21 protein-coding genes and 5 pseudogenes (1 of these 26 running past the window's edge) are annotated in these 24,617 nt (G+C 69.8%); 16 read left to right on the forward strand and 10 right to left on the reverse strand.

Going from position 1 to position 24,617, the window contains the following annotated elements; genetic code table 11:
- A pseudogene (locus tag CED_RS08085) lies at positions 1-430 on the forward strand (glycosyl hydrolase) (it extends 1,520 nt beyond the left edge of the window).
- Between the two features lie 74 nt (positions 431-504).
- On the opposite strand, the gene CED_RS08090 reads toward CED_RS08085, so the two are convergent.
- Both CED_RS08090 and mshB read right to left on the reverse strand, forming a co-directional pair.
- Positions 505-729, reverse strand: coding sequence for a DUF1918 domain-containing protein (locus CED_RS08090; protein WP_232235012.1), 225 nt, complete (start codon positions 727-729; stop codon positions 505-507).
- Between the two features lie 41 nt (positions 730-770).
- A complete protein-coding gene (gene mshB, locus CED_RS08095) occupies positions 771-1,694 on the reverse strand; it encodes an N-acetyl-1-D-myo-inositol-2-amino-2-deoxy-alpha-D-glucopyranoside deacetylase (RefSeq protein WP_035909631.1) in 924 nt (307 codons plus the stop codon).
- 188 nt (positions 1,695-1,882) lie between these two features.
- Here mshB and CED_RS08100 point away from each other — a divergent pair, with 188 nt between their 5' ends.
- Both CED_RS08100 and CED_RS08105 read left to right on the forward strand, forming a co-directional pair.
- Positions 1,883-2,968 (forward strand): PLP-dependent cysteine synthase family protein, encoded by a 1,086-nt coding sequence (locus CED_RS08100; protein ID WP_011437839.1) that lies wholly within the window; start codon positions 1,883-1,885, stop codon positions 2,966-2,968.
- A gap of 97 nt (positions 2,969-3,065) precedes the next feature.
- Positions 3,066-3,500 carry a response regulator gene (locus CED_RS08105; RefSeq protein ID WP_011437840.1) on the forward strand — a complete coding sequence of 145 codons (435 nt, stop codon included), beginning with the start codon at positions 3,066-3,068 and terminating at the stop codon, positions 3,498-3,500.
- A gap of 31 nt (positions 3,501-3,531) precedes the next feature.
- On the opposite strand, the gene CED_RS08110 is transcribed toward CED_RS08105, so the two are convergent.
- The 3 genes from CED_RS08110 to CED_RS08120 all read right to left on the reverse strand — a co-directional run bounded on the left by CED_RS08110 (position 3,532) and on the right by CED_RS08120 (position 6,393).
- Entirely contained in the window at positions 3,532-4,629 is a 1,098-nt protein-coding gene (locus CED_RS08110) for an amidohydrolase family protein (RefSeq protein ID WP_035909633.1), read from the reverse strand.
- A gap of 96 nt (positions 4,630-4,725) precedes the next feature.
- Entirely contained in the window at positions 4,726-5,097 is a 372-nt protein-coding gene (locus tag CED_RS08115) for a hypothetical protein (protein ID WP_011437842.1), read from the reverse strand.
- A gap of 345 nt (positions 5,098-5,442) precedes the next feature.
- Complete coding sequence (locus CED_RS08120) at positions 5,443-6,393, reverse strand: LysR family transcriptional regulator (protein WP_035909635.1); 951 nt, start codon at positions 6,391-6,393, stop codon at positions 5,443-5,445.
- A 92-nt stretch (positions 6,394-6,485) separates the two neighbouring features.
- Here CED_RS08120 and CED_RS08125 point away from each other — a divergent pair, with 92 nt between their 5' ends.
- The 9 genes and pseudogenes from CED_RS08125 (at position 6,486) to CED_RS08150 (ending at position 13,544) form a co-directional block, all read left to right on the forward strand.
- Positions 6,486-7,226: a succinate dehydrogenase cytochrome b subunit gene (locus tag CED_RS08125; protein ID WP_011437844.1), complete on the forward strand. Its 741-nt coding sequence runs from the start codon at positions 6,486-6,488 to the stop codon at positions 7,224-7,226.
- 170 nt (positions 7,227-7,396) lie between these two features.
- Positions 7,397-9,334: a fumarate reductase/succinate dehydrogenase flavoprotein subunit gene (locus CED_RS08130; RefSeq protein ID WP_011437845.1), complete on the forward strand. Its 1,938-nt coding sequence runs from the start codon at positions 7,397-7,399 to the stop codon at positions 9,332-9,334.
- A gap of 43 nt (positions 9,335-9,377) precedes the next feature.
- Positions 9,378-10,124 carry a succinate dehydrogenase/fumarate reductase iron-sulfur subunit gene (locus CED_RS08135; RefSeq protein ID WP_035909636.1) on the forward strand — a complete coding sequence of 249 codons (747 nt, stop codon included), beginning with the start codon at positions 9,378-9,380 and terminating at the stop codon, positions 10,122-10,124.
- Positions 10,125-10,295: 171 nt separating this feature from the next.
- A pseudogene (locus CED_RS24650) lies at positions 10,296-11,028 on the forward strand (transposase).
- 4 nt (positions 11,029-11,032) lie between these two features.
- A pseudogene (locus tag CED_RS22345) lies at positions 11,033-11,137 on the forward strand (transposase); the annotation flags it as partial.
- Positions 11,138-11,156: 19 nt separating this feature from the next.
- The gene (locus tag CED_RS26095) at positions 11,157-11,516 is read left to right on the forward strand and encodes an isocitrate lyase/phosphoenolpyruvate mutase family protein (RefSeq protein ID WP_084680739.1); all 360 of its coding nucleotides are present in this window, start codon (positions 11,157-11,159) and stop codon (positions 11,514-11,516) included.
- Positions 11,422-11,688: pseudogene (locus tag CED_RS25770) on the forward strand (isocitrate lyase/phosphoenolpyruvate mutase family protein); the annotation flags it as partial. The gene CED_RS26095 and the pseudogene CED_RS25770, both read left to right, overlap by 95 nt.
- Positions 11,689-11,718: 30 nt before the next feature.
- Positions 11,719-11,920: pseudogene (locus CED_RS22355) on the forward strand (transposase family protein); the annotation flags it as partial.
- 247 nt (positions 11,921-12,167) lie between these two features.
- Positions 12,168-13,544, forward strand: coding sequence for an FAD-binding oxidoreductase (locus tag CED_RS08150; RefSeq protein WP_035909683.1), 1,377 nt, complete (start codon positions 12,168-12,170; stop codon positions 13,542-13,544).
- Positions 13,545-13,619: 75 nt separating this feature from the next.
- Here CED_RS08150 and CED_RS08155 read toward each other — a convergent pair whose 3' ends face one another.
- Entirely contained in the window at positions 13,620-15,662 is a 2,043-nt protein-coding gene (locus CED_RS08155; RefSeq protein ID WP_235186962.1) for a DUF4012 domain-containing protein, read from the reverse strand.
- The gene (locus CED_RS08160) at positions 15,659-17,506 is read right to left on the reverse strand and encodes a polysaccharide biosynthesis tyrosine autokinase (protein WP_035909639.1); all 1,848 of its coding nucleotides are present in this window, start codon (positions 17,504-17,506) and stop codon (positions 15,659-15,661) included. The genes CED_RS08155 and CED_RS08160 overlap by 4 nt, the downstream gene beginning before the upstream one ends.
- 117 nt (positions 17,507-17,623) lie before the next feature.
- Here CED_RS08160 and CED_RS08165 point away from each other — a divergent pair, with 117 nt between their 5' ends.
- The gene (locus CED_RS08165) at positions 17,624-19,624 is read left to right on the forward strand and encodes a nucleoside-diphosphate sugar epimerase/dehydratase (protein ID WP_011437851.1); all 2,001 of its coding nucleotides are present in this window, start codon (positions 17,624-17,626) and stop codon (positions 19,622-19,624) included.
- Between the two features lie 159 nt (positions 19,625-19,783).
- Here the strand turns inward: CED_RS08165 and CED_RS24255 are convergent, their stop codons facing one another.
- Both CED_RS24255 and CED_RS08170 read right to left on the reverse strand, forming a co-directional pair.
- A complete protein-coding gene (locus CED_RS24255; protein WP_023840357.1) occupies positions 19,784-19,951 on the reverse strand; it encodes a hypothetical protein in 168 nt (55 codons plus the stop codon).
- Positions 19,952-20,674: 723 nt separating this feature from the next.
- Complete coding sequence (locus tag CED_RS08170; protein WP_051868725.1) at positions 20,675-21,718, reverse strand: NAD-dependent epimerase/dehydratase family protein; 1,044 nt, start codon at positions 21,716-21,718, stop codon at positions 20,675-20,677.
- A gap of 161 nt (positions 21,719-21,879) precedes the next feature.
- On the opposite strand from CED_RS08170, the gene CED_RS08175 reads away from it, so the two are divergent.
- From CED_RS08175 to CED_RS08185, 3 genes are all read left to right on the forward strand, one after another.
- A complete protein-coding gene (locus tag CED_RS08175; RefSeq protein WP_035909641.1) occupies positions 21,880-22,644 on the forward strand; it encodes a NeuD/PglB/VioB family sugar acetyltransferase in 765 nt (254 codons plus the stop codon).
- A gap of 71 nt (positions 22,645-22,715) precedes the next feature.
- Positions 22,716-23,471 carry a tyrosine-protein phosphatase gene (locus CED_RS08180; RefSeq protein WP_035909642.1) on the forward strand — a complete coding sequence of 252 codons (756 nt, stop codon included), beginning with the start codon at positions 22,716-22,718 and terminating at the stop codon, positions 23,469-23,471.
- Between the two features lie 85 nt (positions 23,472-23,556).
- Complete coding sequence (locus CED_RS08185; protein WP_035909689.1) at positions 23,557-24,084, forward strand: lytic transglycosylase domain-containing protein; 528 nt, start codon at positions 23,557-23,559, stop codon at positions 24,082-24,084.
- Positions 24,085-24,134: 50 nt separating this feature from the next.
- Here the strand turns inward: CED_RS08185 and CED_RS08190 are convergent, their stop codons facing one another.
- Positions 24,135-24,341: an RNA-binding S4 domain-containing protein gene (locus CED_RS08190; protein ID WP_173645788.1), complete on the reverse strand. Its 207-nt coding sequence runs from the start codon at positions 24,339-24,341 to the stop codon at positions 24,135-24,137.
- Positions 24,342-24,617: the final 276 nt, after the last annotated feature.

Below are 24,617 nucleotides of genomic sequence, written 5' to 3' on the forward strand. Positions count from 1 at the left end.
CCCGCCGAGCCACAACCCGATGGACATGTATCCGGGCGACGCCTGGGTGGACGGGGTCGGCCTCGACGCGTACGACCACTGGCCGCCGTCCCGGACAAAGGCCGAGTTCGACGCCCAGGCCAACGCCCCCGGTGGGCTGAACTACTGGTTCAACTTCGCCCGCGCGCACAACAAGCTCTTCGGCGTCGGCGAATGGGGGGTGGTGAGTACCAGCGGCAACAACGGTGGCGGTGACAACGCCAATTACATCCAGTGGATGTACGACTGGTTCGTGGCCCATGCCGGCAAGGGGCTGGCCTACGAGTATTACTTCAACAACTGCGACCCGAACAACGTCGGTTCGAACCTGTACCGACCGCTCAGCGCCACGTGTCTCTACCTGAACCGGCAGGCGGGCGCCCGCTATAAACAGCTCTACTCCGGGCAGTAGGCTCCGGAGGNGACGCCGGGTGCCGCCCGCCGGCAATGATTCAGTGGGCGGCACCCCTCCACCCGAGGGGGTCCTCAGCCGGGCCGCCGGTCGCGGCTGGGACGTAGCTCGACCGATTCATAGGCGGCCGGGATGTACCACGATTCGCGGCCGTCGTCCCACCGGACGATGAACGGCGCTCGGCCGCTCTCGCCGCGAATCTTGAGTATCACACCGTGGCGCTCGGTACGACCTGTTGCCGAATTACGCACGACGAGGCGGTCCCCGACCCTGGCGTACATGATGTTCCCGGTGTACATCAGGATTCCCTCCCGCGGTCCGTTCGCGGTCCGTTCCGGCATCAGCGCGTCGCCACTCCGTCGAACAGGTCGGTTTCCACGCCGGAACCCGAGCCCGGGCCCACCGCCCCCCGGGCCAGCACGAAGTTCTCGGTGGCCTTCGCCGACCGGCCGTTCCCGTCGACCAGAGCGAAGAAGAATCCGTCCACGGTCATCTGGCTGCGGTGGGCCCGCATTGCCGCGATCTTCGCGGCGAAGAAGCCCGGCGCCTCGATCGTCGTGGTGACCTTGGTATCGGGAACCGACAGCAGCATGTCCGAGGGCATCGTGATCCCCTCGGGGACCGTCTTCGCCAGGTCGGACCGCCAGATGCGGTCCACCGCGGACTCGACCGCGGAGTGGGACAGCGCNGTCTCGTACAACTTCGAGACCTGCCAGGTCGGACCCGCGTCGGGAGCGAAGTCCGGATCGGCCGCGTCGGCGAAGGCCCGGACGGTGACGTCGTGCGCCCTGATGTGATCGGGATGACCGTAGTCCCCGATCGCGTCGTAGGTCACGATCACCTGCGGCCGGACCTCCCGCACGATCCGCACGAGCGCCTCGGACGCGTCGTCCATGTTCGCCCGCCAGAAGCAGCGCGGGTCGTCGTTCGCGGGGCTGTNCAACATGCCGCTGTCCCGCCAACGACCGGCGCCCCCGAGGAAGCGGTAGTCGGTGACGCCGAGCTCGGTACACGCCTGTTCCAGCTCCCCGATCCGGTATCCGCCGAGCTGGTCCGCGCGGTCCGCCCGCAGGTTGGCCAGCTCGGGGACCAGCACCTCGCCCATCTCGCCCAGCGTGCACGTGACAAGGACCACCTGGGTGTCGGGATCGGCGGCGTAGCAGGCCATCGTCGCCCCGGTCGCGATCGTCTCGTCGTCGGGATGAGCATGGACGAACACGATCCGACGGGCCGGCAGCGCACCGGAACCTTGAGTAACCGGCATAGCTTGACGGTAGGGGCGACCCACGGACGGCGCATCTCGACCATCGAACCGGTAACTTGCGGATACAGAGCCCGCAACCGCATCGATAACCCATAAGAGACAAACAGCTCACAGATCAACGAATCGACGAAGGCGGGCGGAAAGAACAAAGATCTTCATCCAAGCATGATCCGGGGAACGGGAAGGGCATGAGTGATGCACCCACCAGACAGGACGTCCGATGGACTCGGGAGGCCATTCGCCGAGTCGAGGCCGACACCAACAGGTCGGCGGACACCCACCTGTTCCCCCTGCACCTGTGGCCGGCGGAACGGGGCGTGGACATCTATCTGAAGGACGAGTCGACGCATCCCACCGGCTCGTTGAAGCACCGCCTGGCCCGGTCGCTGTTCCTCTACGGACTGTGCAACGGCTGGATCCGGGAGGGGACGACGATCGTCGAGGCGTCCTCCGGGTCGACGGCGGTCTCGGAGGCCTACTTCGCCCGCATGCTCGGACTCCCCTTCATCGCCGTCATGCCCGCCTCGACCAGTACGCAGAAGATCGCCCTGATCGAACGTGAGCGGGGTCGCTGCCACCTGGTGGCGGACGCCACCACGGTGTACGCGGAGGCCAGGCGGCTGGCCGAGGCCACGAACGGTCACTACATGGACCAGTTCACCTACGCGGAACGAGCGACGGACTGGCGCGGCAACAACAACATCGCCGAATCGATCTTCAATCAGATGGCGCTGGAGCGCCATCCCATCCCCACCTGGATCGTCGTCGGTGCCGGCACCGGGGGCACCAGCGCCACGATCGGGCGTTATCTGCGGTACCGGCAGCACAACTGCGCGCTGTGCGTCGTCGATCCCGAGGGCTCGGTGTTCCACCGCGCCTGGTCCACCGGCGACCCGCACGTCACCGGCGGGCACTCCCGCATCGAGGGCATCGGCCGCCCACAGGTGGAGCCGAGTTTCCTCCCCGACATCGTCGACCGGATGATCACCGTGCCCGACGCGGCGTCCGTCGCGGCCATGTTGTTCCTGGAGACGTTGACGGGCCGCCGGACGGGTGCCTCCACCGGGACGAACCTCTGGGGCGCGGTACGGCTCGCCTGCGAGCTGGTGTCCTCCGGTCACCGCGGCAGCGTGGTCACTTTGATCTGCGACGGCGGCGAACGGTACGCCGACACGTATTACTCCGGTTCCTGGCTCGACGCGGCCGGCCTCGACCCGCGGCCGTTCACCGAGATCCTGTGCCAGGCCGTGACCTCCGCGGCCTGGCCGGGCTGAAGCGGCCTGGCCGGCGCGGTGGCGACTCACCGAAAGCGATGCTACGGTTCCTCTGGCCACTAAATGCCACCGGTAAATTACCTACTGCGGTGATTTTATGCGGAACCTGTCGCAGGATCCGGCCGGGCAACGACCGGCCGACTCCGAGCCTGCCCGGCACGGCGAGACGGTCCTGATCGCCGAGGACGATGCCGCGTTGCTCGAGGTCGCCCGGCGGATCCTGAGCCGCAACGGCTACGAGGTGCTGGCGGCTTCCACCGCCCTCGACGCGTGCTCGATCGCGATCGAGCACCGGGGCGACATCCACCTGCTGCTCACGGACGTGATCATGCCGCGCATGCAGGGCAGGGAGCTCGCGAACCGCATCCGGGCCCAGCAACCCGGCATCCGGGTGCTCTACATGTCGGGATACGCCGATCCCGTCCTCACCGCGCAGGGGAAGCTGGACCCGGGGGTATCGCTGTTGACCAAACCCTTCTCCGAACGCACCCTGCTGGACAAGGTCCGGCAGGTCCTCGATGCTCCCCGCTGACCAGCCGCATACCCGGGGGACGCGGGGACGTTCAGGCAGAGACCGGCCGTCCGCGCAGAACGATGAGGTCCGGGGCGCCGAGCACCGCGACGTCGGCCCGCGGGTCGCTCGGATACACCACCAGATCGGCCCAGGCGCCCTCGGACAGGCCCGGATAACCGAGCCAGGAGCGGGCCCCCCAGGTCGCCGCGTCGAGCGCGGCCGCCGCCGGCAGCCCGGCCAGGCGAAGCTCGGCCACCTCGGCGGCGACCAGCCCGTGCGGGAGGCTTCCCCCGGCGTCGGTACCGACGAAGATCGGGATGCCGGCGTCGTAGGCCGCCCGCACCGTGTCATGGCGCCGGGCGTACAGGGCACGCATGTGCCGGGCGTAGGCGGGGAACTTCGCCTCGGCGCCCGCGGCGATGTCCTCGAAGGTCGCGATGTTCACCAGGGTTGGCACGATGGCGACCCCCCGCTCGGCGAACAGCGGGATCGTGCGCTCGGTGAGACCGGTGGCGTGCTCGATGCAGTCGATCCCTGCCTCGACCAGATCCGCGAGGGAGTCCTCGGCGAAGCAGTGGGCGGTGACCCGGGCTCCGGCGGCGTGCGCCGCGTCGATCGCGGCCTTCGCCACGTCCGCGGGCCAGCACGGCGCCAGGTCACCCAGCCCGCGGTCGATCCAGTCGCCGACGAGCTTCACCCACCCGTCGCCCCGGCCGGCCTGCGCGAGGACCTCGGCGACGAGGTCGGCCGGCTCGACCTCCGCCGCGTAGTTGCGGAGGTATCGCCGGGGCCGGGCGATGTGCCGGCCGGCCCGCACCAGCCGGGGCAGGTCGTCACGGGCGTCGATCCACCGGGTGTCGGCCGGGGAACCGGCGTCGCGCAGCAGCAGCGCGCCCGCCGCCCGGTCGGTGATGATCTGCTGCTCGGCGGTGGGCCTGTCGACGGCGCCGTGCGCGGCGAGGCCGACATGGCAGTGAGCGTCGACGAGGCCGGGCAACACCCATCCGGAGACCGTCCGTACGTCCCGGGCCGCCGCGCCGGTGGGGGCGGAGAAGGTGATCCGGCCATCGACGACCCAGACCTCGTCACGGACCTCCGTCGGACCGACCAGCACGCCGCCACGGATCCGCAGCGCCGGCACGTTCATATTCACGTCATATCCCTATCACCGTCGTCCGGTCACCGGCGCGCCGGCACCAGGCCCGTGGCGAGGACGCGCCGCCCGATCGGGCCCCGGAAGCACTCAGACGTCGAGCTGCGACTCGACGGCGCGCAGCCGATGACGGGCCAGCGCGAGGTTCGCGCGCGGCTTGTCGAGCACCAGATAGAGGAACAGGCCACGGCCGGAATGGCTCTGCAACAACCGGATCAGATGGTACTGGCGACCCAGCGTAATCAGGATGTCCTCGATGGTGTCCTGAAGCCCGAGACTCTCCATCGTCCGAATCTTCGCCCGGATGACCTCGGTGTTTCCGGCCGCGGCGATCTCAAGGTCGATCACATGCGTGTTACCGGCCGTTCCGAGGGTCATTCCACTGGTGAAGTCGACGAGGGCAACCCCAAGCGCCCCGCTTATCTCGAGCGATTCCTTCAGGGCAATGTCGACGCTGTTCATATCGCCTCCCGTGTGTTCGAGGTCGACGGCAGCTCCGACGCTGCCCCCGTTGTGCACTGGCGCCAGTTCACGCGAACCGCGCGTTGACAGTCGTCCCCGCAGCCAGTCATCCCCGCAGCCAGTCCCCGTAGACCGGAAACCGCCCGATCTACGACCGCTCGCACAACTTTAAGCCCACCCGACCGGATCGCGTGCGGGTGGGCGGAAAAAATGGGCTCGGTGGACAGGCGGACCACATGCCGAACCAGAAAAAGCGATGGCGATTCACGCGAAAAGAACCTGATCGTCACGCCATGAAAAGTCTGCCTCATCGAATACGTTGCACGAGAGCCCGAAGATGACAGATCACGTGCCGGCGGAGGTCGGTCCGGCGAGGAGCCGGGTGCCGTCGGGAAGGTTGCCCGAGGCCGCGGCGTCGCGGAGGTACTCCCACAGGACCCGTTGCAGCTCGACGGCGGCACGGGTCGGCTCGACGTCGCGGCGACGCGCCAGCCCGATGGTGCGTTGCAGCCCCGGGAGCACGAACGGGGTGACCCGCATGCCGAGCCGGTGGGCGACCGTGCTCGGAATCNCCGCGCTGCCCAGACCCGCCGCGACGAAACCGAGCACGGCGTCCATCTCCCCGCCCTCGATCGCGAAAATCGGCTCGAATCCGGCCTCCCGGCAGGCCGTCACGGTGGCCTCCCGCAGGTCGTAGCCGCGGCGGAACATCACCATCGGGTGGTTACGCAGATCGGCCACGGTCAGCGGGCGTCCGGCGACGATCGGTGGCTCGTCCAGCGACGAGACGAGGACCAGGCTCTCGCGGATCAGCGGCGAGGTCGCCAGGGCCGGGTCGCTGCTCTGCAGCGGAAGGATGATCAACGCCAGGTCCAGGCTGCCCGCGGCCAGATCGCGGACGAGGTCGCGTGATCCCCCTTCCTCGACCAGCAGGCGGATGCCCGGGTACCGCTGGTGGAACAGTCGCAGCACGTCGGGCAGGAAGCCGGTGCACAGGCTCGGGGTGGCACCGAGGCGCACCGTGCCGTGGCGTAGGTCGAGCAGCTCGGTGACCCGCTGGCGGGCGGTCTCGGTATCGGTGAGGATGCGCCGGGCGAGCGGCAGGAGCGTCTCCCCCGCCGGGGTCAGGCTGATGTTCCCCCGCGCGCGGTTAAACAAAGGTGTGCCCAGCTCCTGTTCCAAGGCGCGGATCTGCTGGGACAGGGACGGCTGGGCGACATGCACCCGCTGGGCGGCCCGGGTGAAGTGCCGGGTCTCCGCGACGGCGACGAAATAGGCGAGCTGGTGGAGCTGCACGCCGCCAGCGTAGACGTCGATAGGACGGCACTATCGAGTCCAGGTTTATCATGTCTTGGACCACTGGAGGGAGTGCGCTCTAGGGTGCGCTCGTGGCTGTGACAACCCCGGCGCGGTCGGCGTCCCCTGCGCCCACCCCGCGGCCCCCGCGATCTTCGTCCGTCCTGCGCAACCTGTGGCGGTCAACCATCGGCAAAAAGACCGTGATGGCCGTCACCGGGCTGCTGATGCTCCTGTTCCTGATCGCTCACATGCTCGGGAACCTGAAGATTTTCTTTGGCCGCGACGACTTCGACCACTACGCCGGCTGGCTCCGGACGATCGGCGAGCCGGTCCTGCACGATACGTGGTACCTATGGATCCAACGCGTCGTGCTGGTGCTGGCCGTGGGCCTGCACACGGTGTCCGCGTACCAGCTCAGCCGGCGTGACCTGCGGGCCCGGCCGACAAAGTACGTCCACCGCCAACGAGCCCGGGCCAGTTATGCCACGCATGTGATGCGCTACGGTGGAATCACCCTCGCGTTGTTCATCGTGTACCACATCCTCGATTTCACGACGCTGACCCTCAACCGACACGGGGTCGAAGGTGCCGCCTACGACAACGTCGTGTCGAGTTTCAGCGTGTGGTGGGTCACGCTCATCTACATCGCCGCCATGATCTCCCTCGGGCTCCACATCCAGCACGGCTTCTGGAGTGCGGCCCAGACCCTCGGTGTCAACAACCCGAAACGGGACCGAGTTTTCAAGGCCACCGCCAATGTCCTCGCGGTTCTCCTCACGGTGGGATTCGTGATCGTCCCGGTGTCGGTTCTCGCCGGCCTGGTGGATTGACGGCACGGCACTGGACCGATGGGTCACTGCACCGATGGGTCACTGCACCGATGGGTCACTGCACCGATGGGTCACTGCACCGATGGGTCACTGCACTGGTGGATTGAACAGCCGACGGCTCCGCGGCCGACCTTGCGTGGCGCGGTGCCGGAAGCATGGGAAGGGCTGACATGTCGTTTTACAACCTCGGTGCCGACATCGCCGACACCGCGGCGCCGGACGTGCCGATCGAGCAACGCTGGGACAAGCGACGCTTCACCGCCAAGCTGGTCAACCCGGCCAACCGGCGCCGCCACACCGTGATCGTCGTCGGCACGGGGCTCGCCGGTGGCGCCGCCGGCGCCACCCTCGCCGAGCAGGGCTACCGGGTCATCCAGTTCTGCTACCAGGACTCGCCGCGCCGGGCGCACTCCATCGCCGCGCAGGGCGGCATCAACGCGGCGAAGAACTACCGCAACGACGGCGACTCGGTCCACCGGCTGTTCTACGACACGGTGAAGGGTGGCGACTTCCGCTCCCGGGAGTCCAACGTCTACCGTCTCGCGCAGACGTCCACCCAGATCATCGACCAGTGCGTGGCGCAGGGTGTGCCCTTCGCCCGGGAGTACGGCGGCCTGCTCGACACCCGCTCGTTCGGCGGCGTGCAGGTCTCGCGGACCTTCTACGCCCGGGGCCAGACGGGTCAGCAGCTGCTGATCGGCGCCTACCAGGCGCTGTCCCGGCAGATCGATGCCGGCGGCGTGGAGATACACCCGCGCACCGAGATGCTCGACCTGATCGTCATCGACGGGCACGCCCGCGGCATCGTCGCCCGCGACCTGGTCACTGGCCAGGTCTCCACCTACCTCGCCGACGCCGTCGTGCTCGCCACCGGCGGGTACGGCAACGTGTTCTACCTGTCGACGAACGCCAAGAACTCCAATGCCAGCGCGATCTGGCGGGCGCACCGGCGCGGGGCGTACTTCGCCAACCCGTGCTACACCCAGATCCACCCGACCTGCATCCCCCGCTCCGGCGACTACCAGGGCAAGCTCACGCTGATGAGCGAGTCGCTGCGCAACGACGGCCGCATCTGGGTGCCGAAGAAGGCGGGCGACACCCGCTCGCCCGACACCATCCCGGAGAACGAGCGCGACTACTACCTCGAGCGGATCTACCCGGGATTCGGCAACCTGGTCCCCCGTGACATCGCGTCGCGGGCGGCGAAGTACCAGTGCGACGCCGGTCGCGGCGTGGGTCCGGGCGGGCTCGGCGTCTACCTCGACTTCGCCGACGCCATCAAGCGGATGGGCGAGGACAAGGTTCGCGAGAAGTACGGCAACCTGTTCGAGATGTACGAGCGGATCACCGCCGAGGACCCCTACAAGGTGCCGATGCGGATCTACCCGGCCGTCCACTACACCATGGGTGGGCTGTGGGTGGGCTACGATCTACAGAGCAGTATTCCGGGGCTCTTCGTGATCGGGGAGGCGAACTTCTCCGACCACGGCGCCAACCGTCTCGGCGCGAGCGCGCTGATGCAGGGTCTCGCCGACGGCTACTTCGTGCTGCCGCCCATGCTGGGTGACTACATCGCCTCGACGAAGCTGGGCGCGGTCGACGCGAGCCATCCCGCGGTCGCGGAGACGGCTGCCGAGGCGACGGGCCGGCTGACCCGCCTGCTCGCCGTGAACGGTGACCGCACCGTCGACTCGTTCCACCGTGAGCTCGGCGAGATCATGTGGGACGAGTGCGGGATGGCGCGCAGCGAGGACGGCCTGCGCAAGGCGCTGGGGCGCCTTCCGGAGCTGCGCGAGGAGTTCTGGCGCCAGGTCAAGGTGCCGGGCGACGCGGGTAGTGTCAACCAGAGCCTGGAGCGGGCGAACCGGGTGTCGGACTTCCTCGAACTCGGCGAGCTGATGTGTGTCGACGCCCTGCACCGCGAGGAGTCCTGCGGAGGGCACTTCCGGGTCGAGAGCCAGACCCCGGACGGCGAGGCCCTTCGCGACGACGACCGGTTCGCCTACGTCGGAGCCTGGGAGTTCGCCGGCACGGAAACCCCGCCGGTGCTGCACCGCGAGGTTCTGGAGTTCGAGCATGTCCACCTCGCCCAGCGTAACTACGCGTGAGGCGGTACCGGTCAATGGATCACGACTGTACGAGGAGCCGACCGTGAAGCTCACCCTTCGGATCTGGCGCCAGGCCGGACCGGACGAACCGGGCCGCATGGTCACCTACGAGGTGCCCGACGCGAACCCGGACATGTCCTTCCTCGAACTGCTCGACGTGCTCAACGAGCGGCTGACCCNGCGGGGCGAGGAGCCGGTCAGCTTCGACCACGACTGCCGCGAGGGCATCTGCGGCGCCTGCGGAGTGGTCATCAACGGCCAGGCCCACGGCCCCCGGGAACGGACCACCACCTGCCAGCTGCATGTGCGGGAGTTCTCCGACGGGGACGTCATCGACGTCGAGCCGTGGCGCTCGGTCGCGTTCGGCGTCGTCCGCGACCTGATGGTGGACCGCTCCGGCCTCGACCGGATCATCCAGGCCGGCGGCTACATCAGCGCCCCGACGGGCAGCGCCCCCGAGGCGCACTCCACCCCGGTGCCCAAGGCCGTCGCGGACACCGCGTTCGACAACGCCACCTGCATCGGCTGCGGCGCCTGTGTCGCGGCCTGCCCCAACGGCTCGGCCATGCTGTTCACCTCGGCGAAGGTCGTGCACCTCAACAGCCTGCCCCAGGGCGCCCCGGAGCGGGCGAGCCGCACGCTCAACCTGGTCGAGGCCATGGACGCCGAGGGCTTCGGCGGGTGCACCAACACCGGGGNGNGCACCGTCGCCTGCCCGAAGGGCATCCCACTGGACAGCATCGCCACGCTCAACCGCGAGGTCCTGCGGGCCTCGATCGGCCTCCGGTAGATCCGGTAGGCATCCCCCGACCTGAAGATCGGCGCTTTCCGTCCATAGGTGTCCACCCGACGTCCGTAGGTTTGACTGGACGAATGGCTGTACGCGCAGCACGGGTGGAAGATCACTGAAAATCTTGCGGGTCCGGGTTCTGGTGTGGTGGTCGACGCCAGTGTTGGGATCATGCAGGGTGAGTGGGTGGGCGAGCCGGTCGGGCCGGATGCGTGGGAGACCTGCCGGGAGTTGATCCCGGCAGGCAGTGTGTTCGCGTTCCTGGCGGAGCACCGGGAGGTGCTGTTCCCGGCGGGGATGTTCACCGACATGTACCCGTCGTCGAACGGGCGGCCGAGTATGCCACCGCAGGTGCTGGCGGCCACGGTGGTGCCGCGGAGCCTGCACGGGTTGTCGGAGTCGAGACGGTGCGGGCGTTGCGCTGTGATCTGCGGTGGAAGGCCGCGGGCGGGCTGGGGCTGCTNGACGCCGCCGCCACGGTCACCTGCCCGGCCGGACACACCACCCCTCTGGGGCGTCCCCAGGCCCACGGTCACCGCCAGGACCAGTTCAGGACCCTGTGCCGCACCTGCCCGCGTGACCGTTGCGCCACCTCCCAAACCGGGCGAACCCTCACCANCCNCCCCAAACNCGCCCTGCTGGCCGCCGCCCGCCACGAGGCCACCGACCCGGCCTGGCCGGACGAGTACCGCCGCTGGCGCCCCCGGTCGAACGCGGGATCGCCTGGCTGACAGCCCACGGCAACCGCCGGGTGCCCTACCGCGGCGTGGCCCGCAACGACAGCTGGCTCCACCACCGCGCGGCCGCTCCCAACCTCCGCCGGCTGGTCAACCTCGGGCTCACCCGCACCAGCGACAACAGCTGGATCCCGACCACAGCAGCCGCGGAACAAGATTTTCCGTGATCTTCTAGACGAAATCATGCGGGCCGTGTGCGTCGACGTCGAGACCGAACTGGTCGAGTTCAACGGCGAGCGCGACCACGTCCATCTTCTGGTCAACTTCCCGCCGAATCATTTGACAGGGCACTGACATGACACTCGACTGGTTCTCGACCGATACTCCTGTACGTCTCGGGTTGGGGGTGCATGATGGCCTGTCCGCTTGTGTGACTGACAAGCAGAACATCGACTTCGTCTGGGTGAGCAGTTTCTGTGTGTCCGCCGTGCTGGGCCTTCCCGATCTCGGACTAGTGGATTCCTCCGAGATGGCCAGTGTGGTACGGACCGTGGTGAGGGCGACGCGTTATCCGGTGGTTGTGGACATGGATTCCGGGTACGGGGGGCCCGCGCAAGGTAGACCTGGCGGCGCGGACAATCTCCCAGGCCGGCGCGAGCGCGGTGTGCATCGAGGACAACACGCTGGACAAGNGGTCGANCCTGTACCCCGGTGAGCGGGACCTGGCCAGCGTGGAAGAACAGGAGAAANGCCTCCGCGCCACGCGCCGCGGGCTGGAGCCCAGCTGTTTCTTGATCNCCCGAACCGNAGCGTTGGTGGCCGGGCACGGCGTGGCCGAGGCCTTGAACCGCGCGAACCGCTATGTGGATGCCGGCGCGGACGCGGTGTTTGTGCAAGCCACGCGACCCGACGGGGCGCCGAGGGGCGGTGTCCTGACCGGCGAGCACAAGGGGCACAACATGATTCACAATGCGCTGCGCCGTCGGTGAACGAGGGAACGGGCTGCTCAAGGGCACCTTCAGCGTCCTGCGCAACGTCACGATCGACCCCTGGAAGATTGGATCCGTCGTGAAGGCCTGCCTCGTGCTGCTCCACATGGAACACCAGCGCACCACCTAGAGATCAACCCGCTCCCATGGCATTGTCGCTACGGAACGCGACGAAAGGTTGGGTGATGTCCCCGAGCTCGGCGAGGAACACCGCGGCCTGGGTCCGGCCGATTCCGTGCCCGGTGAGCAGGGCCTGGTGGCCCCGGTCGCGGGCGAGGCTGCCGGTGAGGGGACTCGACGACGGACTATAAGTCGGAAGGCCGGTGAGGTGGTGCTGTAGACAGCGGATCCGGCGTCGCGGGAGGATAATGGCGGCGGTGGGAAATCACCCGATTGAGGCGGACGTGACGGAATCGACGGACACGACCCGACTGGCCGGGAACGCCGCGGGGCTGAGCGCGCCGCACGGGTCACGCCCGCGGCCGGGGCACGCCGTTCCCGACCAGGTCGCGGTGATCGGCGGCGGGATGGTCGGGCTGTGCGTGGCGTGGTTCCTCCAGGACCGCGGCAGGCGGGTGACGGTCTTCGACCGCGACCACCTCACCGCCGGACCCACCTGGGCCGGGGCCGGATCCTCCTGGGGCAATGCCGGCTGGCTCACCCCGGGGCTCGCGACGCCCCTGCCGGAGCCCGCGGTCCTGCGCTACGGGCTGCGGGTGCTCCTGCGCCCGGACTCACCGGTGTACGTGCCGCCGGTCGCCGATCTGGGGCTCGCCCGTTTCATCGCCGGATTCGTCCGGCACAGCACGACCGCGCGGTGGCGAACCGCCATGCGCGCGCTGGTGCCGTTGACCCGCGCTGCTCTCGGTGCCTTTGACGAGCTCGCGGCGGGCGGCGTGACTGCGCCGACCCGCGCCGCCGCCCCGTTCCTGGCCGGCTATCGCGACCGGTCCGGCCTCGACGCCCTCCTGACGGNGCTCGCCGAGATCCGGGCGACCGGCCAGCCCGTCGATGCCGAGGTGCTGGACCCGGTGGCCGCCCGCGACCTCGAACCTCTGCTGTCCGAGCAGGTCCGGTACGTCGTATCCGTGCAGGGGCAGCGGTTCTGCGATCCCGGCCGCTTCGTCGCAGCCCTCGCCGACAGCGTCCGGGAACGCGGCGGCCTCGTGCACGAGGCGATGGCCATCGACGAGGTGCGCGAGGCAGGTGGCCGGGTGGAGTTGCTCGGACCAGGGGGGCCCGCTGGGCCTTACGACGCGGCAGTGATCGCCACCGGCGCCTGGCTTCCCCGGCTGGCCCGTCCGTTCGGGGTCCGCCTTCCCGTCCAGGCCGGTCGCGGATACAGCTTCCTGGTCGCGACCGAACAGCCGCCGAGCGGTCCGATCTACTTCCCCGCCTCCCGGGTGGCCTGCACGCCCCTGAGGGACGGCCTGCGGGTCGCCGGCATGATGGAGTTCCGCCATCCGGACGCGGCGGCCGACCCGCGGCGCATCCGGGCGGTGGTCGAGGCGACCCGCGGCCTGCTGCGCGGGGTGGACCTGGACACCCGCGCCGCCGAATGGGTGGGACCACGCCCGTGCACCCCGGACGGTCTGCCGCTGATCGGCCCGACCATCTCGCCGCGGGTCTTCATCGCCGGCGGGCACGGCATGTGGGGCATCACCCTCGGCCCGGTCACCGGCCGCCTCCTCGCCGACGCCATCGCCACCGGTGCGCCCGCGGCCGAGCTGTCCCCGTTCGATCCGCTGCGTTGAGGACGAAGCGGATCAGGCCCCGATGCGGGCGACTCGATGCGGGCGAAGGTCAAGAACTCTCTGTAGTCAGAGTAGTCAGTTCTGGGTTTGGGACGACCCTTGGGATGACCAGGGAGGGACGACCGGTAGCCCCTGCACCTCCAGGCGCTCCGCGACGGGCAACGGCTGTGGACGCACGGTGAGTGCCGGGCCGCCTACCGGCTCCCGGACCTTGATTTCCAGGGTCCGGGTCTGGCCGCGATCGACGGTGAGATAGGTGGAGAGCACGGGATGCCCGGACTCGGAACCGCCGGCGAGGCCGATGGGCACACCGTCGAGCCGGGCAGCGACGAGCCAGCTGCCTCGGCCCGTGTACACCGAGAGCCAGAGATTGTTCTGCGCCCGGAGATTCCCAGCGGCATCCTTGAGATCCTGCCGGTGGCGCACATAGGCCGGCAGCCCGCCGGGGGCGGCGTTGGTGAGCCGGATCGTGATCGTCGCCAGGCCGGCGCCGTTCGGCTGCCGCTGCATGCGGTAGGTGGTCTGCCGCCGTAGCCAGTAGTCCAGCTTGCTCGCCGTCGCGTTCTGGGTGACGACCCCGAGAAACGGCCCAGGCGCGTCCGGCAGCGCACCACCCAGCGCCGTGGACGAAAGAATCCGCTGCTCCTCGGCGTGGTTGCTGGATATTTCCAGCCGACCCTCGCGAGCGGCCCGTCCCAGCGCGGTCACCAGCTTCGTCGNGTCGCCGGCTCCCGACTCCACGGCCGCATAGACGGCCTGACCGACCTGGGCGAAGAAGCGGTCGCGGGCGGCCGCGTCCATGATCTCGCCATAGACGCGCGACTCGACGAGATCGACCAGGTGCCCCGCGGCCACCGACGTGCCGTCGGGGAGCACCGCGGGCCGGCTCGCGGCGAGAAGATACGACAACGTCGTGGGGTCGAGGCTGATCGTGCCGTCGACGTCGAGGCCCGTGCCGGCCCGGTAGAACGCGCTGTAGAGCCTGCCGGCCATCGGATAGTCGGGGGTCAGGTTGATATTCGCCCAGATACGGTCGGGCCAGAAGGCGCCGTAACGGGCCGCGAACGGGACCGGCAGCCCCGTCGCCGGTCGCTGCTGGGTGGGGCCTCCCGGCAGAGCACCGTTGCCCGAGATGCCGTCGATGGACAGCCGCCCGTGCTCCGCGGTCAGCAGGCCGAACCCACCGATGATCCCCCCGTTGGCGCGGGACTCGGCCGGGTTCTGGACGATCAGCAGGTAGCGACGGACACCGCCCCCGCCGAGCATCTCGGGACCGACCCGGGCGGCCAGAACAACGGTGTCCAGCGCACCGGCCAGGCGCCGGCTCCGATCGATCATCTCGGCGCGGGCGTCGGCGATGCCGCTGACCCGCCCGGCCCATCCGCAGTCCGGTACGTTCTCCGCCGCCGCCCGCAACGCGGAGAGGGCGTTGAAGGATCGCTCGGCCGGGCGGCGGACCGCGGCGAGCGCCCGGACATTGATCGTCATACGCTGGCGCAGCACCCGCGGATCGAGGGAGGGACCCAGGTCGGCCACGGCCGGCAGGCTGGTGCCGGCGGCCGCGTCCACCTCTCGGATCAGCGTCGCCGCCGAGCGCATCGGGCAGCCAGCGACGGGCAGCCGCCCGAACGCCGACCACACCGGATCCGAGGTCAGGGCCCGCGCAGCGGTGGCCCGCCGCCGGATCTGCTCGATCTGCGATCGCAGCTCGGCCTCGCGGGGAAAGTCTCCGCTCAGAACCTGCCGCTGCAGGACGGCGATCCGCTGCCTGGCCTCGTCGAGACGGGACTTGGCCAGCACTCCGCGCACGACCACCCAGGCGGTCATCGCCACCAGCACAACGAGGGCCGTCGCGACCCCGGCGGCCAGCCGGCGGTACCGGGCTCGGCGACCACGGTGACGCCGGCGACCACGGCCGACGCGGTGCTGCCCCGCCCTGGCCTCAGCACCTCCACCCACGTCCCGCCCACCCACGTCCCGCCCACCCACGTCCCGCCCACCCACGGGCGCCCGCGTGAGCAGGTCCGGAACCCGGTCCAGGTCCGGAACCGGATCCAGGACCACCGGATCCAGGCCCGGAGCGGACCCGGTTCTCTCCCCCGGTGGCGAATCCGTCATGGGGAGGACGGCGGCCGGGTCGCGCCGTTGTCATCCGGCGTCGTCCCGCCAGCCGGGTCCGTACCGCGCGGTGTCCTTCCACCGACGGAGATGATCTCCTCGGCCGATCCGCGTGCCGCCGGCACCCTGACGTGCGGTCCGCCGCTCGGGACAGTCGTGGCGCTCGGGACAGTCATGGCGCTCGGGACAGTCGTGGCGCTCGGGACAGTCGTGGCGCTCGGGACAGTCGTGGCGCCGTCGGGCAGCGGGTCCCGCGCCGAGCTCGACTCGTCGCCACCGTCGGCTATCCCGAGACGCGCCGTGGCGGCGGGAACCGGCGTCACGGCCGAAGCCGGAGAAGCAGGAGCCGGAGAAGAAGGAGCCGGTGACGGCAGCGACGGAGGCGAGGTGACCGGCCAAGCAGGCCGGACCCCGGAATCGGGCGCCGGGATCTCCAGGGTTCGGGGCGAGGAGGTCCTGGCGTGCCGGCCGCGTGACACGTAACCGTCGCCCGGGCCGTAGTCGTAGGCGTCGGGTCCCTTGACCGGCACCATGTTCAGCACGGTGCCGATCATCCGGGCGTCGACCGCCCGCAGCGCCTCGACGGCCCGCCGGAGGTGCTCGCGGCGGGTCCGCCCNGCCCGCGTCACCAGCAGAACCCCCNCNACCCNGGNGGCGAGCACGGCCGCGTCAGTCACCGGTAGCAGGGGCGGGGCGTCGACCAGGAGGATGTCGAAGCGGGCGGACAGCAGGTTGATGAGTCCGGCCATGCCCTTGGAGCCGAGCAGCTCGCTGGGATTCGGCGGGATGGGGCCGCNGGCGAGGACCTCTACGCGCCCCTCCCCGACCCGACCCTCCCCCCAGGGCTGCAGGACGTCGTCGAGGTCCGCGGCGCCGATGAGGACCGAGGTGAGCCCGGCGGCGGACTCGACCCCGAGGTACTCGCCGAACGACGGCCGTCGCAGGTCCCCCTCGATCAGGCAGACCCGCGCACCGCCCTGCGCCAGGGTGATCGCGAGGTTGCAGGCCACGGTGGTCTTGCCCTCGCCGGGGACCGCACTGCTCACCAGGATCGATCGAGGTCCGGTGTCCACCTCGACGAACTGCAGGTTGGTCCGCAGCTGGCGGAACGCCTCCGCCCGGGCCGAGCGGGGCTTGGCGTTGATGATGAGGGGATGCCGGTCGGCGGCACCGTCGTAGCCGATGACGGCGAGGTTGGGCAGCTCGGTCGTCTCACGGGCGTCGTCCTCACTGGACACGCTCGTGTCGAGGCGGTATCGGACGATCCCGGCGGCGCTGCCGACGATCAGCCCGAGCAGCGCTCCGAGCGCGAGGTTGCGGATCGGCTGGGGCGAGACGGGCGAGACGGGCAGCTTCGCGTGTTCCCAGACAGTCACCCGCACGGAGGGTGGTTCGTCGGCCGACGGCGTCTCGATCTTCGCAATGGTGGTGGAGAACGTCTCACCGACAGCATCTGCGATGATCATGGCTCGTCTCGGGTCGGAATCGCGCACGACGGCCTGGAGCAGCACGGTGTCCGGGACGGCGTGCGCGCTGATCTGGGCCCGCAGGGCCTCCGGAGTCGCGTGCAGGTGCAGGCGTGCGATCACGGCCGTCGCCACCCGCTCGCTGGCCACCAGGTCGGCATAGGACTTGACGCGTTGCTGGGAGAGCAGGCCTCCCTGGTAGGCCGAGGCGGCTCCGGCGCCCCTGTCCGGCGAGGAGACGACCATCGTCACCGAGGCGGCGTACTCTTTCGTCGTTCGCCANGTCGCCATGGCGGCCAGCAGCCCGCCGAGGACCACGCCGGCGATCATGATCGTCCAGCTTCGGCGCAGAACACGGACGTAGTCGCGCAGCTCCACCCGTCGACCACCCTCCCAGGACCTAGGTCCCGACCACTCACCGTCATCGAAGACCGACTCAACATACTCGATGAGTAGTCATTCTTTTACTCTTAGACACGCTTACTCTATGGCCTCATGTGGAGACGTAGAGTAGACGGAGTGGGTCATGGTCGGTGGACAGCGCACATCGCACGGCGCGTCTCCCGGCTCAACCTCCGTCAGCGGGTCGGCCTGCAGATCACTCTGGACAGTGCGGCGCTGGTCCTGGGCCTCATCTCGGCCCAGATCGGCCGCCTGGACTTCACGCTCGGCGCGCTGAGCGATCTCGGCTTCTGGGTCATCTGCACGCTCGCCGTCTGCGTGCTCCACTTCCTGGGCACCGCCCTGCACCTCTACCTGGGGCGCTACCGCTTCGGCGGCTTCGAGGAGGTCCTCGGCCTGCTCGTGTCGGTCCTGCTCACGGTCGTCAGCGTGGCCGTCGTCATCGCCGCGTTCGGCTCCCCGAGACCCGTCCCGCTGAGCGTGCCGCCACTGGGCGGCGCGGTGGCCCTGGTCGTGATGTTCGGCATCCGCTACCTCTGGCGGCTGACCGAGGAACACCTCCGTCGGCCGAGCAGGGAGCACGCCGAACCGCTCCTCGTGTTCGGCGCCGGTGACGGGGCTGAACGGGTACTGGCGGCCATGCTGCGCACCCGGAACAGTCCTTACTACCCGGTCGCGCTGCTCGACGACGACCCGAGCACACACAACCTCCAGCTACTCGGGGTCCGGGTACGTGGTGGCCGGGAGCGAATCGGCGCCGTCGCCGAGTCGACCGGGGCCAGGACCCTGCTCGTGGCGATCCCCAGCGCTGACGGCCCACTGCTGCGGGAGATCAGCGCAATCGCCGAGGGCGCCGGGCTGACCGTGAAGGTGCTTCCCCGCGTCGCGGACCTGATCGACGGGCGGGTCGGCGTCGGGGACATCCGCGACCTCGACCTCGCCGACCTCCTCGGCCGGCGGCAGATCCGCACCGACATGTCCGCCGCCGCGAGCTACCTCGCGGGCCGACGGGTGCTCGTGACGGGGGCGGGCGGATCGATCGGTTCGGAGCTGTGCCGTCAGATCTCCGGCTACGGGCCGGCCGAACTGATCATGCTGGACCGGGACGAGTCGGCACTGCGCGCGGTGCAGCTGTCGATCTCCGGCCGGGCGATGCTCGACGACGACGCCATCGTGCTGGGCGACATCCGCGACATCGACCTGATGACCACGCTGTTCACGGAGCGCCGGCCCGAGGTCGTCTTCCACGCCGCCGCGCTCAAACACCTCCCGCTGCTCGAACGCTTCCCCGGCGAGTCGGTGAAGACCAACGTCTGGGGCACTCTGACGATCCTGGAGACGGCCGTGGCCTGCGGCGTCGACCGGCTGGTCAACATCTCCACGGACAAGGCGGCGAACCCGACGAGCGCCCTCGGCTACTCGAAGCGGATCACCGAGCGGCTCACCGCGTGCCTCGCCCGCCGGGCCCGCGGAACGCTGGTCAGCGTCCGGTTCGGCAACGTCCTGGGCAGCAACGGCTCCGTCCTGACCGTCTTCGCCGGCCAGCTGGCCGCCGGCGGGCCGATCACCGTCACCCACCCCGAGGTCACCCGGTACTTCATGACCATCCACGAGGCGGTGCAACTGGTCCTGCAGGCCGGGGCGCTGGGATCACCCGGCGAGGCCCTCGTGCTCGACATGGGCGAGCCGGTGCGCATCGCGGACGTGGCCGCCCGGCTCGTGGCTCGGGAGAACCGGCCGATCGAGATCGTCTACACCGGGCTCGGCCCCGGCGAGAAGCTCCATGAGGAGCTCCTCGGTGCGGGCGAGGACGACCATCGACCACACCACCCGCTGATCTCGCACGTGGACGTGCCCGCCCTGGACCCGACCCACGCCCTCGCCCTCGATCCCTGGGCCCCGCCGGAGGAGGTGCTGGCCGAACTCGCGGCCCTCGCCGGCGCGGACGCCGCGGCGGACGAGGTCCCGGCAGGCGCGGACCGACCCGGGGACGGGGGCGCGACCGCAGGCGGACCCCTGGCCGCCGCGGACGTGACCGGGCGGATTCCCGTCCAGCCCACGGCGTCCAACCATCAACCGCATCCGGCCCGGTGACGTTTGGGATCATCGGGTCCTGGCGGGCGACCACACATCCGGCGCAGCCTTGAGCCGTCGCCAGATCAGCGGCGGCCAGGCAGTCCTCATCATTCCTCCGGTGGAAGCAACTGGGCCAGATCCAGTCCGCGGAGGCCAGACAGATCTGGGCCTGGATTGTCATCGGTCGAGGCCGTCGACCGCACGGGACCGGATCGCGGCGAGGATCTGATCCCAGATCGTGGCGGGCAGGCGGATCTCCCGAAGGCCCAGATAGCCGTAGCGCAGGTCAACGTGACCGTCCGCGTGGCGGACCAGGCCGCCGGCTTTAGCCGGCGGAGGAGTCACGGCCGTCGGAGCCGCTGGTGCAGGAACTCGGCCGCCGGGTTGCCGCCGTCTGAGCCCGCGCCGAGTGGTTACAGATCCGGTACGTCTGGTTCCGTCCAGACCGTTCCAAGGCTAGCCTCCCAGCATGGTCTGGAACAAGCGCGGGAACACCGGTGGCGGCGCCTCGTCCGGCAGCGGGGGCACGAAGCGTGGCGGGNCGGGAAGGACTCCGCTCAACGACGGCGAAAGATCAACAACCCTCACCTGCCCCCGCTGCCAGGGCGAGGGGCAGATCGGCAACCCGGCCGCGGAAAAGGATGAAGACGGCACGTTCACCGGCCGTGACCTGATCAAGTGCCCCCGCTGCGGCGGCAGTGGGACGGTGAAATCCAAATGAGTGAGCCGGTGCCGTTCATCCGCATCCGGTGCAACGCGTGCCGCCGACGGGTGAGTCGGGAGATGGAGAACGCGCGTAAGGGTGGTGCGGGCCTGCCGAGGCTGGAGCGTGATCTCGGACCGTGCCCTCACTACCGAACGGTGTGGCGGGAGGGGATGGGTCCGGGGACGGAGCCGCCGCCGGACCCATCGACGCCGGAGGAACGTCGCCAGGGCCCAGTCTGACCCCGGGCACGCCAAACGACGGCCCAGGCACCCGCGAGGGACGGCCAAGACATCTTGGTGGTGCGGGAGTGCCTGGACGGCCGAGAGTTTGTCGGATGCCGGCGGATGATCCGCCATCCAGGCTCAATCCCGGTCACCGTGGACGGCGGACGCGGGCAGCATCGCGTCCGGCGGCCCGGCGGCTGGCGGCCCGGCGCGGTCCGCCCCCAGCCGGTCGGCGTACCAGGTCACGGTTGCCGCCAACGCGGTGGTGAGATCCGCCCCGGTCACGTCCGGGAACAGCGAACGCATCGTCGTCGTGTCCGCCTGGGAGTCCCAGATCTCCCCGGGCCGGGGCGCGGCGTGCTCGACGACCAGCCGCCGGCCGAGAATCTCCTCCAGCCGGGCGATCAGGGTGAGCAGATCGGTACGGGTCCCGGACCCGATGTCGACCGGGTGTGGATGGGTCAGCCGGCGGCACACCGCATCGCACAGCATCCCGGTGACCAGCTCGACAGGGATGAAATCGCGCGTCTGCCGGCCGTCCCCGCGCACCGTCAGCGGCCGGCCGGCCAACGCGGCCTCGATGAAGGTCGGCACCACGGCCGCGTACGCGTGCCCGGCGGACTGGTACGGGCCGAACACGTCGAACAGCCTGACCGTGAGCACCGGCAGACCGAAACTGGCCTGGTAGGACAGCGCATATCCCTCGGCGGCGAGCTTCGAGGCCGCGAAGGGACTGCGCGGAAGGCACGGGGTGCCCGCCGAGGGCGACAGCGGACCCGCGCCAGCGGCGGCCGNCCGATCGCCAGCGGCCGACCGGTCACCATAAACCGATGAGGAGGACACGACGACGACGTGCGTCTCGGCCCGGTGGGCGACGCCGAGCACCGTCAGGGTGCCGGTCGCGTTCACCGCGTGGGTGGCCATCGGGTCGAGCAACGACCGTTCGACCGACGGCCGGGCAGCCAGATGCACGATGCTCGACGCCCCGGTGCACGCCTGTTCGACGAGCGTCCGGTCGGTCACGCTGCCGACGACGAGCTCGGCCGGCAGCCCCGCGAGATTCGACAGCGCCCCGGTACTGAGATCGTCGATCACGACGACCTCCGTGCCTGCCGCGAGGAGCGCTCTGGTCAGGTGGGCCCCGATGAAGCCGGCCCCACCCGTCACGACTACCTTCACCATTCATCACCCTTCGAGATCACGATGATACAGATAGTAGTATGATCGGTCGCCTACACCGGCCATCTCTTCACGAAGAGCGACACCACGCCAGCCAGGATGGCTCATCCAACTACTCTGAGTGTCAGATTGAACTCGCCTAGATCGGGGTCTACGGTCGCCGCGTGCCCGCTCACCTGCGCTCGCTGGTCATCGTGGGCGCGGGAGGGCACGGCCGGGAGCTGCTCGATCTGGTGGAGGCGGTCAACGCGGCCACCGAGGGTCCCCGCTACGACATCCTCGGCTTCGTCGATGACGACCGTGTGGACCCGGATCCACTCGCCCGGCGCGGAGCCGTGCTCCTCGGTGGACTCGACCTACTCGATCGACTTGACGCCGACTACCTGATCGGCTTCGCCGACGCGGCCACCCGGTCCCGCGTCGACCGGTACGCCAGCGCCCGCGGCCGACGACCGGCGACCNTCGTCCACCCCCGGGCCAGCGTCGGAGGTGACGTGAAGCTCGGGCCGGGTACCGTCGTCTGTGCTCTCGCCAGCATCACCACCAACGTCGAAACCGGTCGGCACGTAGTGGTGAACATCGGCGCCAGCGTGGCGCACGACTGCCGCCTGGGTGACTACGTCACGGTCGCGCCGGGGGCCCGGCTCTCCGGTGCGGTGGCCGTCGGCGCGCGGGCGTGGATCGGCGCGCAGGCGAGCATCGTCGGCCTGCGCAGCATCGGCGACGGGGCGGTTGTGGGAGCTGGGTCCGTCGTCACCGACGACATCCGGGCCGCGCAGGTCGTCGCCGGGGTGCCCGCCCGGCCGATCCACGTCGCACCCGAGCACGTCGCACCCGACCAGCCGCAACCCGAGTCGGGTGGGGCACGCACGACGGCGAGGCTCGCCAAACCTCCGCCCAGTCAGCGGGGCGCCCCACCGTGCGGCTGATCCGGCTGCGCCCCTGACCCAGCTGCGTCCAACGGGCCCAGCGGCACCGTCTCGGGCTCTACGATCAGCGTGTGGAGCGATGGTTCAACATGTCGGGTTGCGACAACGCGCGAGATCTGGGTGGGCTGCCCACCCTGGACGGTGCAACCACCCGATGGGGGGTATTCCTGCGCACCGACTCCGTCCAGGCCCTGACAGACGGTGACGTGCTCACGCTGCGGGAGACATTCGGGCTACGCATGGTCATCGACCTACGGGCCAAGGAGGAGGCGGAGCGGGAGGGCCGCGGGCCGCTCGCCTACGAACCGGTCACTTACTACAATCTGTCCTTTCTCCCCGGTGAATGGGTGATGCCGGACGATCCGCGCTACCCTGCCATCGTCAAGGACCGCGACTCAGCCGACCGGATCGAGCACTACCTGGACTACCTGCGCCTGGCCGGGGACTCGGTGGCCAGGGCGCTGCGCCTGCTGGCCCAGCCGACGGCGGGCCCGGCCCTGTTCCACTGCGCGGCGGGAAAGGACCGTACCGGCGTGCTCGCGGCCCTGCTCCTCAGTCTCGTCGGCGTGCACCCCGAGGCGATCGTCGCCGACTACGTCCAGACGAACGAGCGCATCGACCGGGTCAACGCCCGCCTGGCCGACCGACCGTCCTATAACCACTCGGTGACCTTGCTCACCTCGGGCCACCTGGCTTGCCGGCCCGAGGTCATGCGGGGCTTCCTGGCCGGTGTCGACGCCGGTTGGGGCGGTCCCGCGGCCTGGGCTCGGCACGCCGGTCTCACCGAGACCGACCTGCGGTCACTGCGCACGGCCCTGGTTGGATAGCTTCGCGTTGACGAAGGCCCCCGGGACATGGCATGACGACGTGGGCAACGAGACATCCCCGATCCCGGGGACGGACAATGTGCGGATGATCAATGGGGTGCCCGCACGTTCTACCCTGGCCGCGTTCATCGTCATCACCCTGATGAGCGGCTGCGGCGTACTGCGGTNCCCCCACGTCGACGTGCCCGACGACCTGGTCCCGGTCTTCCGGTCCGCGGCGGCGACCTACGGTGTCCTGACCGCCGCGCAGCTCGCGGCGCAGGCCCGGGTGGAGAGCAAGTTCGACGCGCAGGCGGTCTCGCGCGCCGGCGCCCGGGGCATCATGCAGTTCCTCCCCACCACCTGGGCCGAGTTCGGGATCGACGGTAACCACGACGGGATCACCGACCCACTCGACCCGCTCGACGCCATCCCGTCCGCGGCCTTCTACGAGGCCCGGCTCGCCCAGGAGGTCGGGTATCTACCCGGTGACCGGGTCTCGCTGATCCTCGCCGCTTACAACGCCGGCCCGGCCGCCGTGCGAACCGCCGGGGGCATCCCCGACTTCCAGGAGACCAGGGCCTACGTGACAAAGGTCCACGACTGGGCGGCCACCTACTCCGACCGGCTCTGATGTCCGGCGACCGGCAGACGCCCGGCGACCGGCAGAGTCGTGGCGATGGCTCACAGGACCCGAAGTGCCTCGCCGGCCACGGCAACCTCGTCCCCCGGCGCGAGCTGCCGGCCCCGCCGGGTCTCGACCTCCCCGTTGACCCGCACCATCCCGCCCGCGAGCAGCTCCTTCACCTCGGATCCGGCCTCGACCACATCCGCGAGCTTGAGGAACTGCCCCAGCCGTATCCCGTCTCCACGAATGCTCACCTCGCGCATACCCGCAGCATCCCGCATCGCCTCCGCTCCCGCCCCACTCCCACTCCCACGCCCACGCCCACGCCTACGACTCCTGCTCCTGCTCCTGCTCCTGTGGCCTTTCCCGCCTCGACACCATCCCCCGTTCGGTGAATTCCACGCCCGGGACCAGGCCCGACCGACCGGGGCATCCCGACCGATCAGGATCGGGCCCCCATCCGCACCACCCGTCGGAGCCACATGACAGGACCGGCAATATGACAGGACCGGCAATATGACGGGACCGGCAATACACAG

It is taken from the genome of Frankia sp. CeD (assembly GCF_000732115.1).
Classification (GTDB): Bacteria; Actinomycetota; Actinomycetes; order Frankiales; family Frankiaceae; genus Frankia; species Frankia casuarinae.

What these genes read in the sequence shown, in the direction of transcription:
- CED_RS08165 (WP_011437851.1), top strand. Translation starts at nt 17,624, where the DNA reads ATGTGGAGACGTAGAGTAGACGGAGTGGGTCATGGTCGGTGGACAGCG.
- CED_RS08090 (WP_232235012.1), bottom strand. Translation starts at nt 729, where the DNA reads ATGTACACCGGGAACATCATGTACGCCAGGGTCGGGGACCGCCTCGTC.
- CED_RS08110 (WP_035909633.1), bottom strand. Translation starts at nt 4,629, where the DNA reads ATGAACGTGCCGGCGCTGCGGATCCGTGGCGGCGTGCTGGTCGGTCCG.
- CED_RS08190 (WP_173645788.1), bottom strand. Translation starts at nt 24,341, where the DNA reads ATGCGCGAGGTGAGCATTCGTGGAGACGGGATACGGCTGGGGCAGTTC.
- CED_RS08100 (WP_011437839.1), top strand. Translation starts at nt 1,883, where the DNA reads ATGAGTGATGCACCCACCAGACAGGACGTCCGATGGACTCGGGAGGCC.
- CED_RS08130 (WP_011437845.1), top strand. Translation starts at nt 7,397, where the DNA reads ATGTCGTTTTACAACCTCGGTGCCGACATCGCCGACACCGCGGCGCCG.
- CED_RS08115 (WP_011437842.1), bottom strand. Translation starts at nt 5,097, where the DNA reads ATGAACAGCGTCGACATTGCCCTGAAGGAATCGCTCGAGATAAGCGGG.
- CED_RS08105 (WP_011437840.1), top strand. Translation starts at nt 3,066, where the DNA reads ATGCGGAACCTGTCGCAGGATCCGGCCGGGCAACGACCGGCCGACTCC.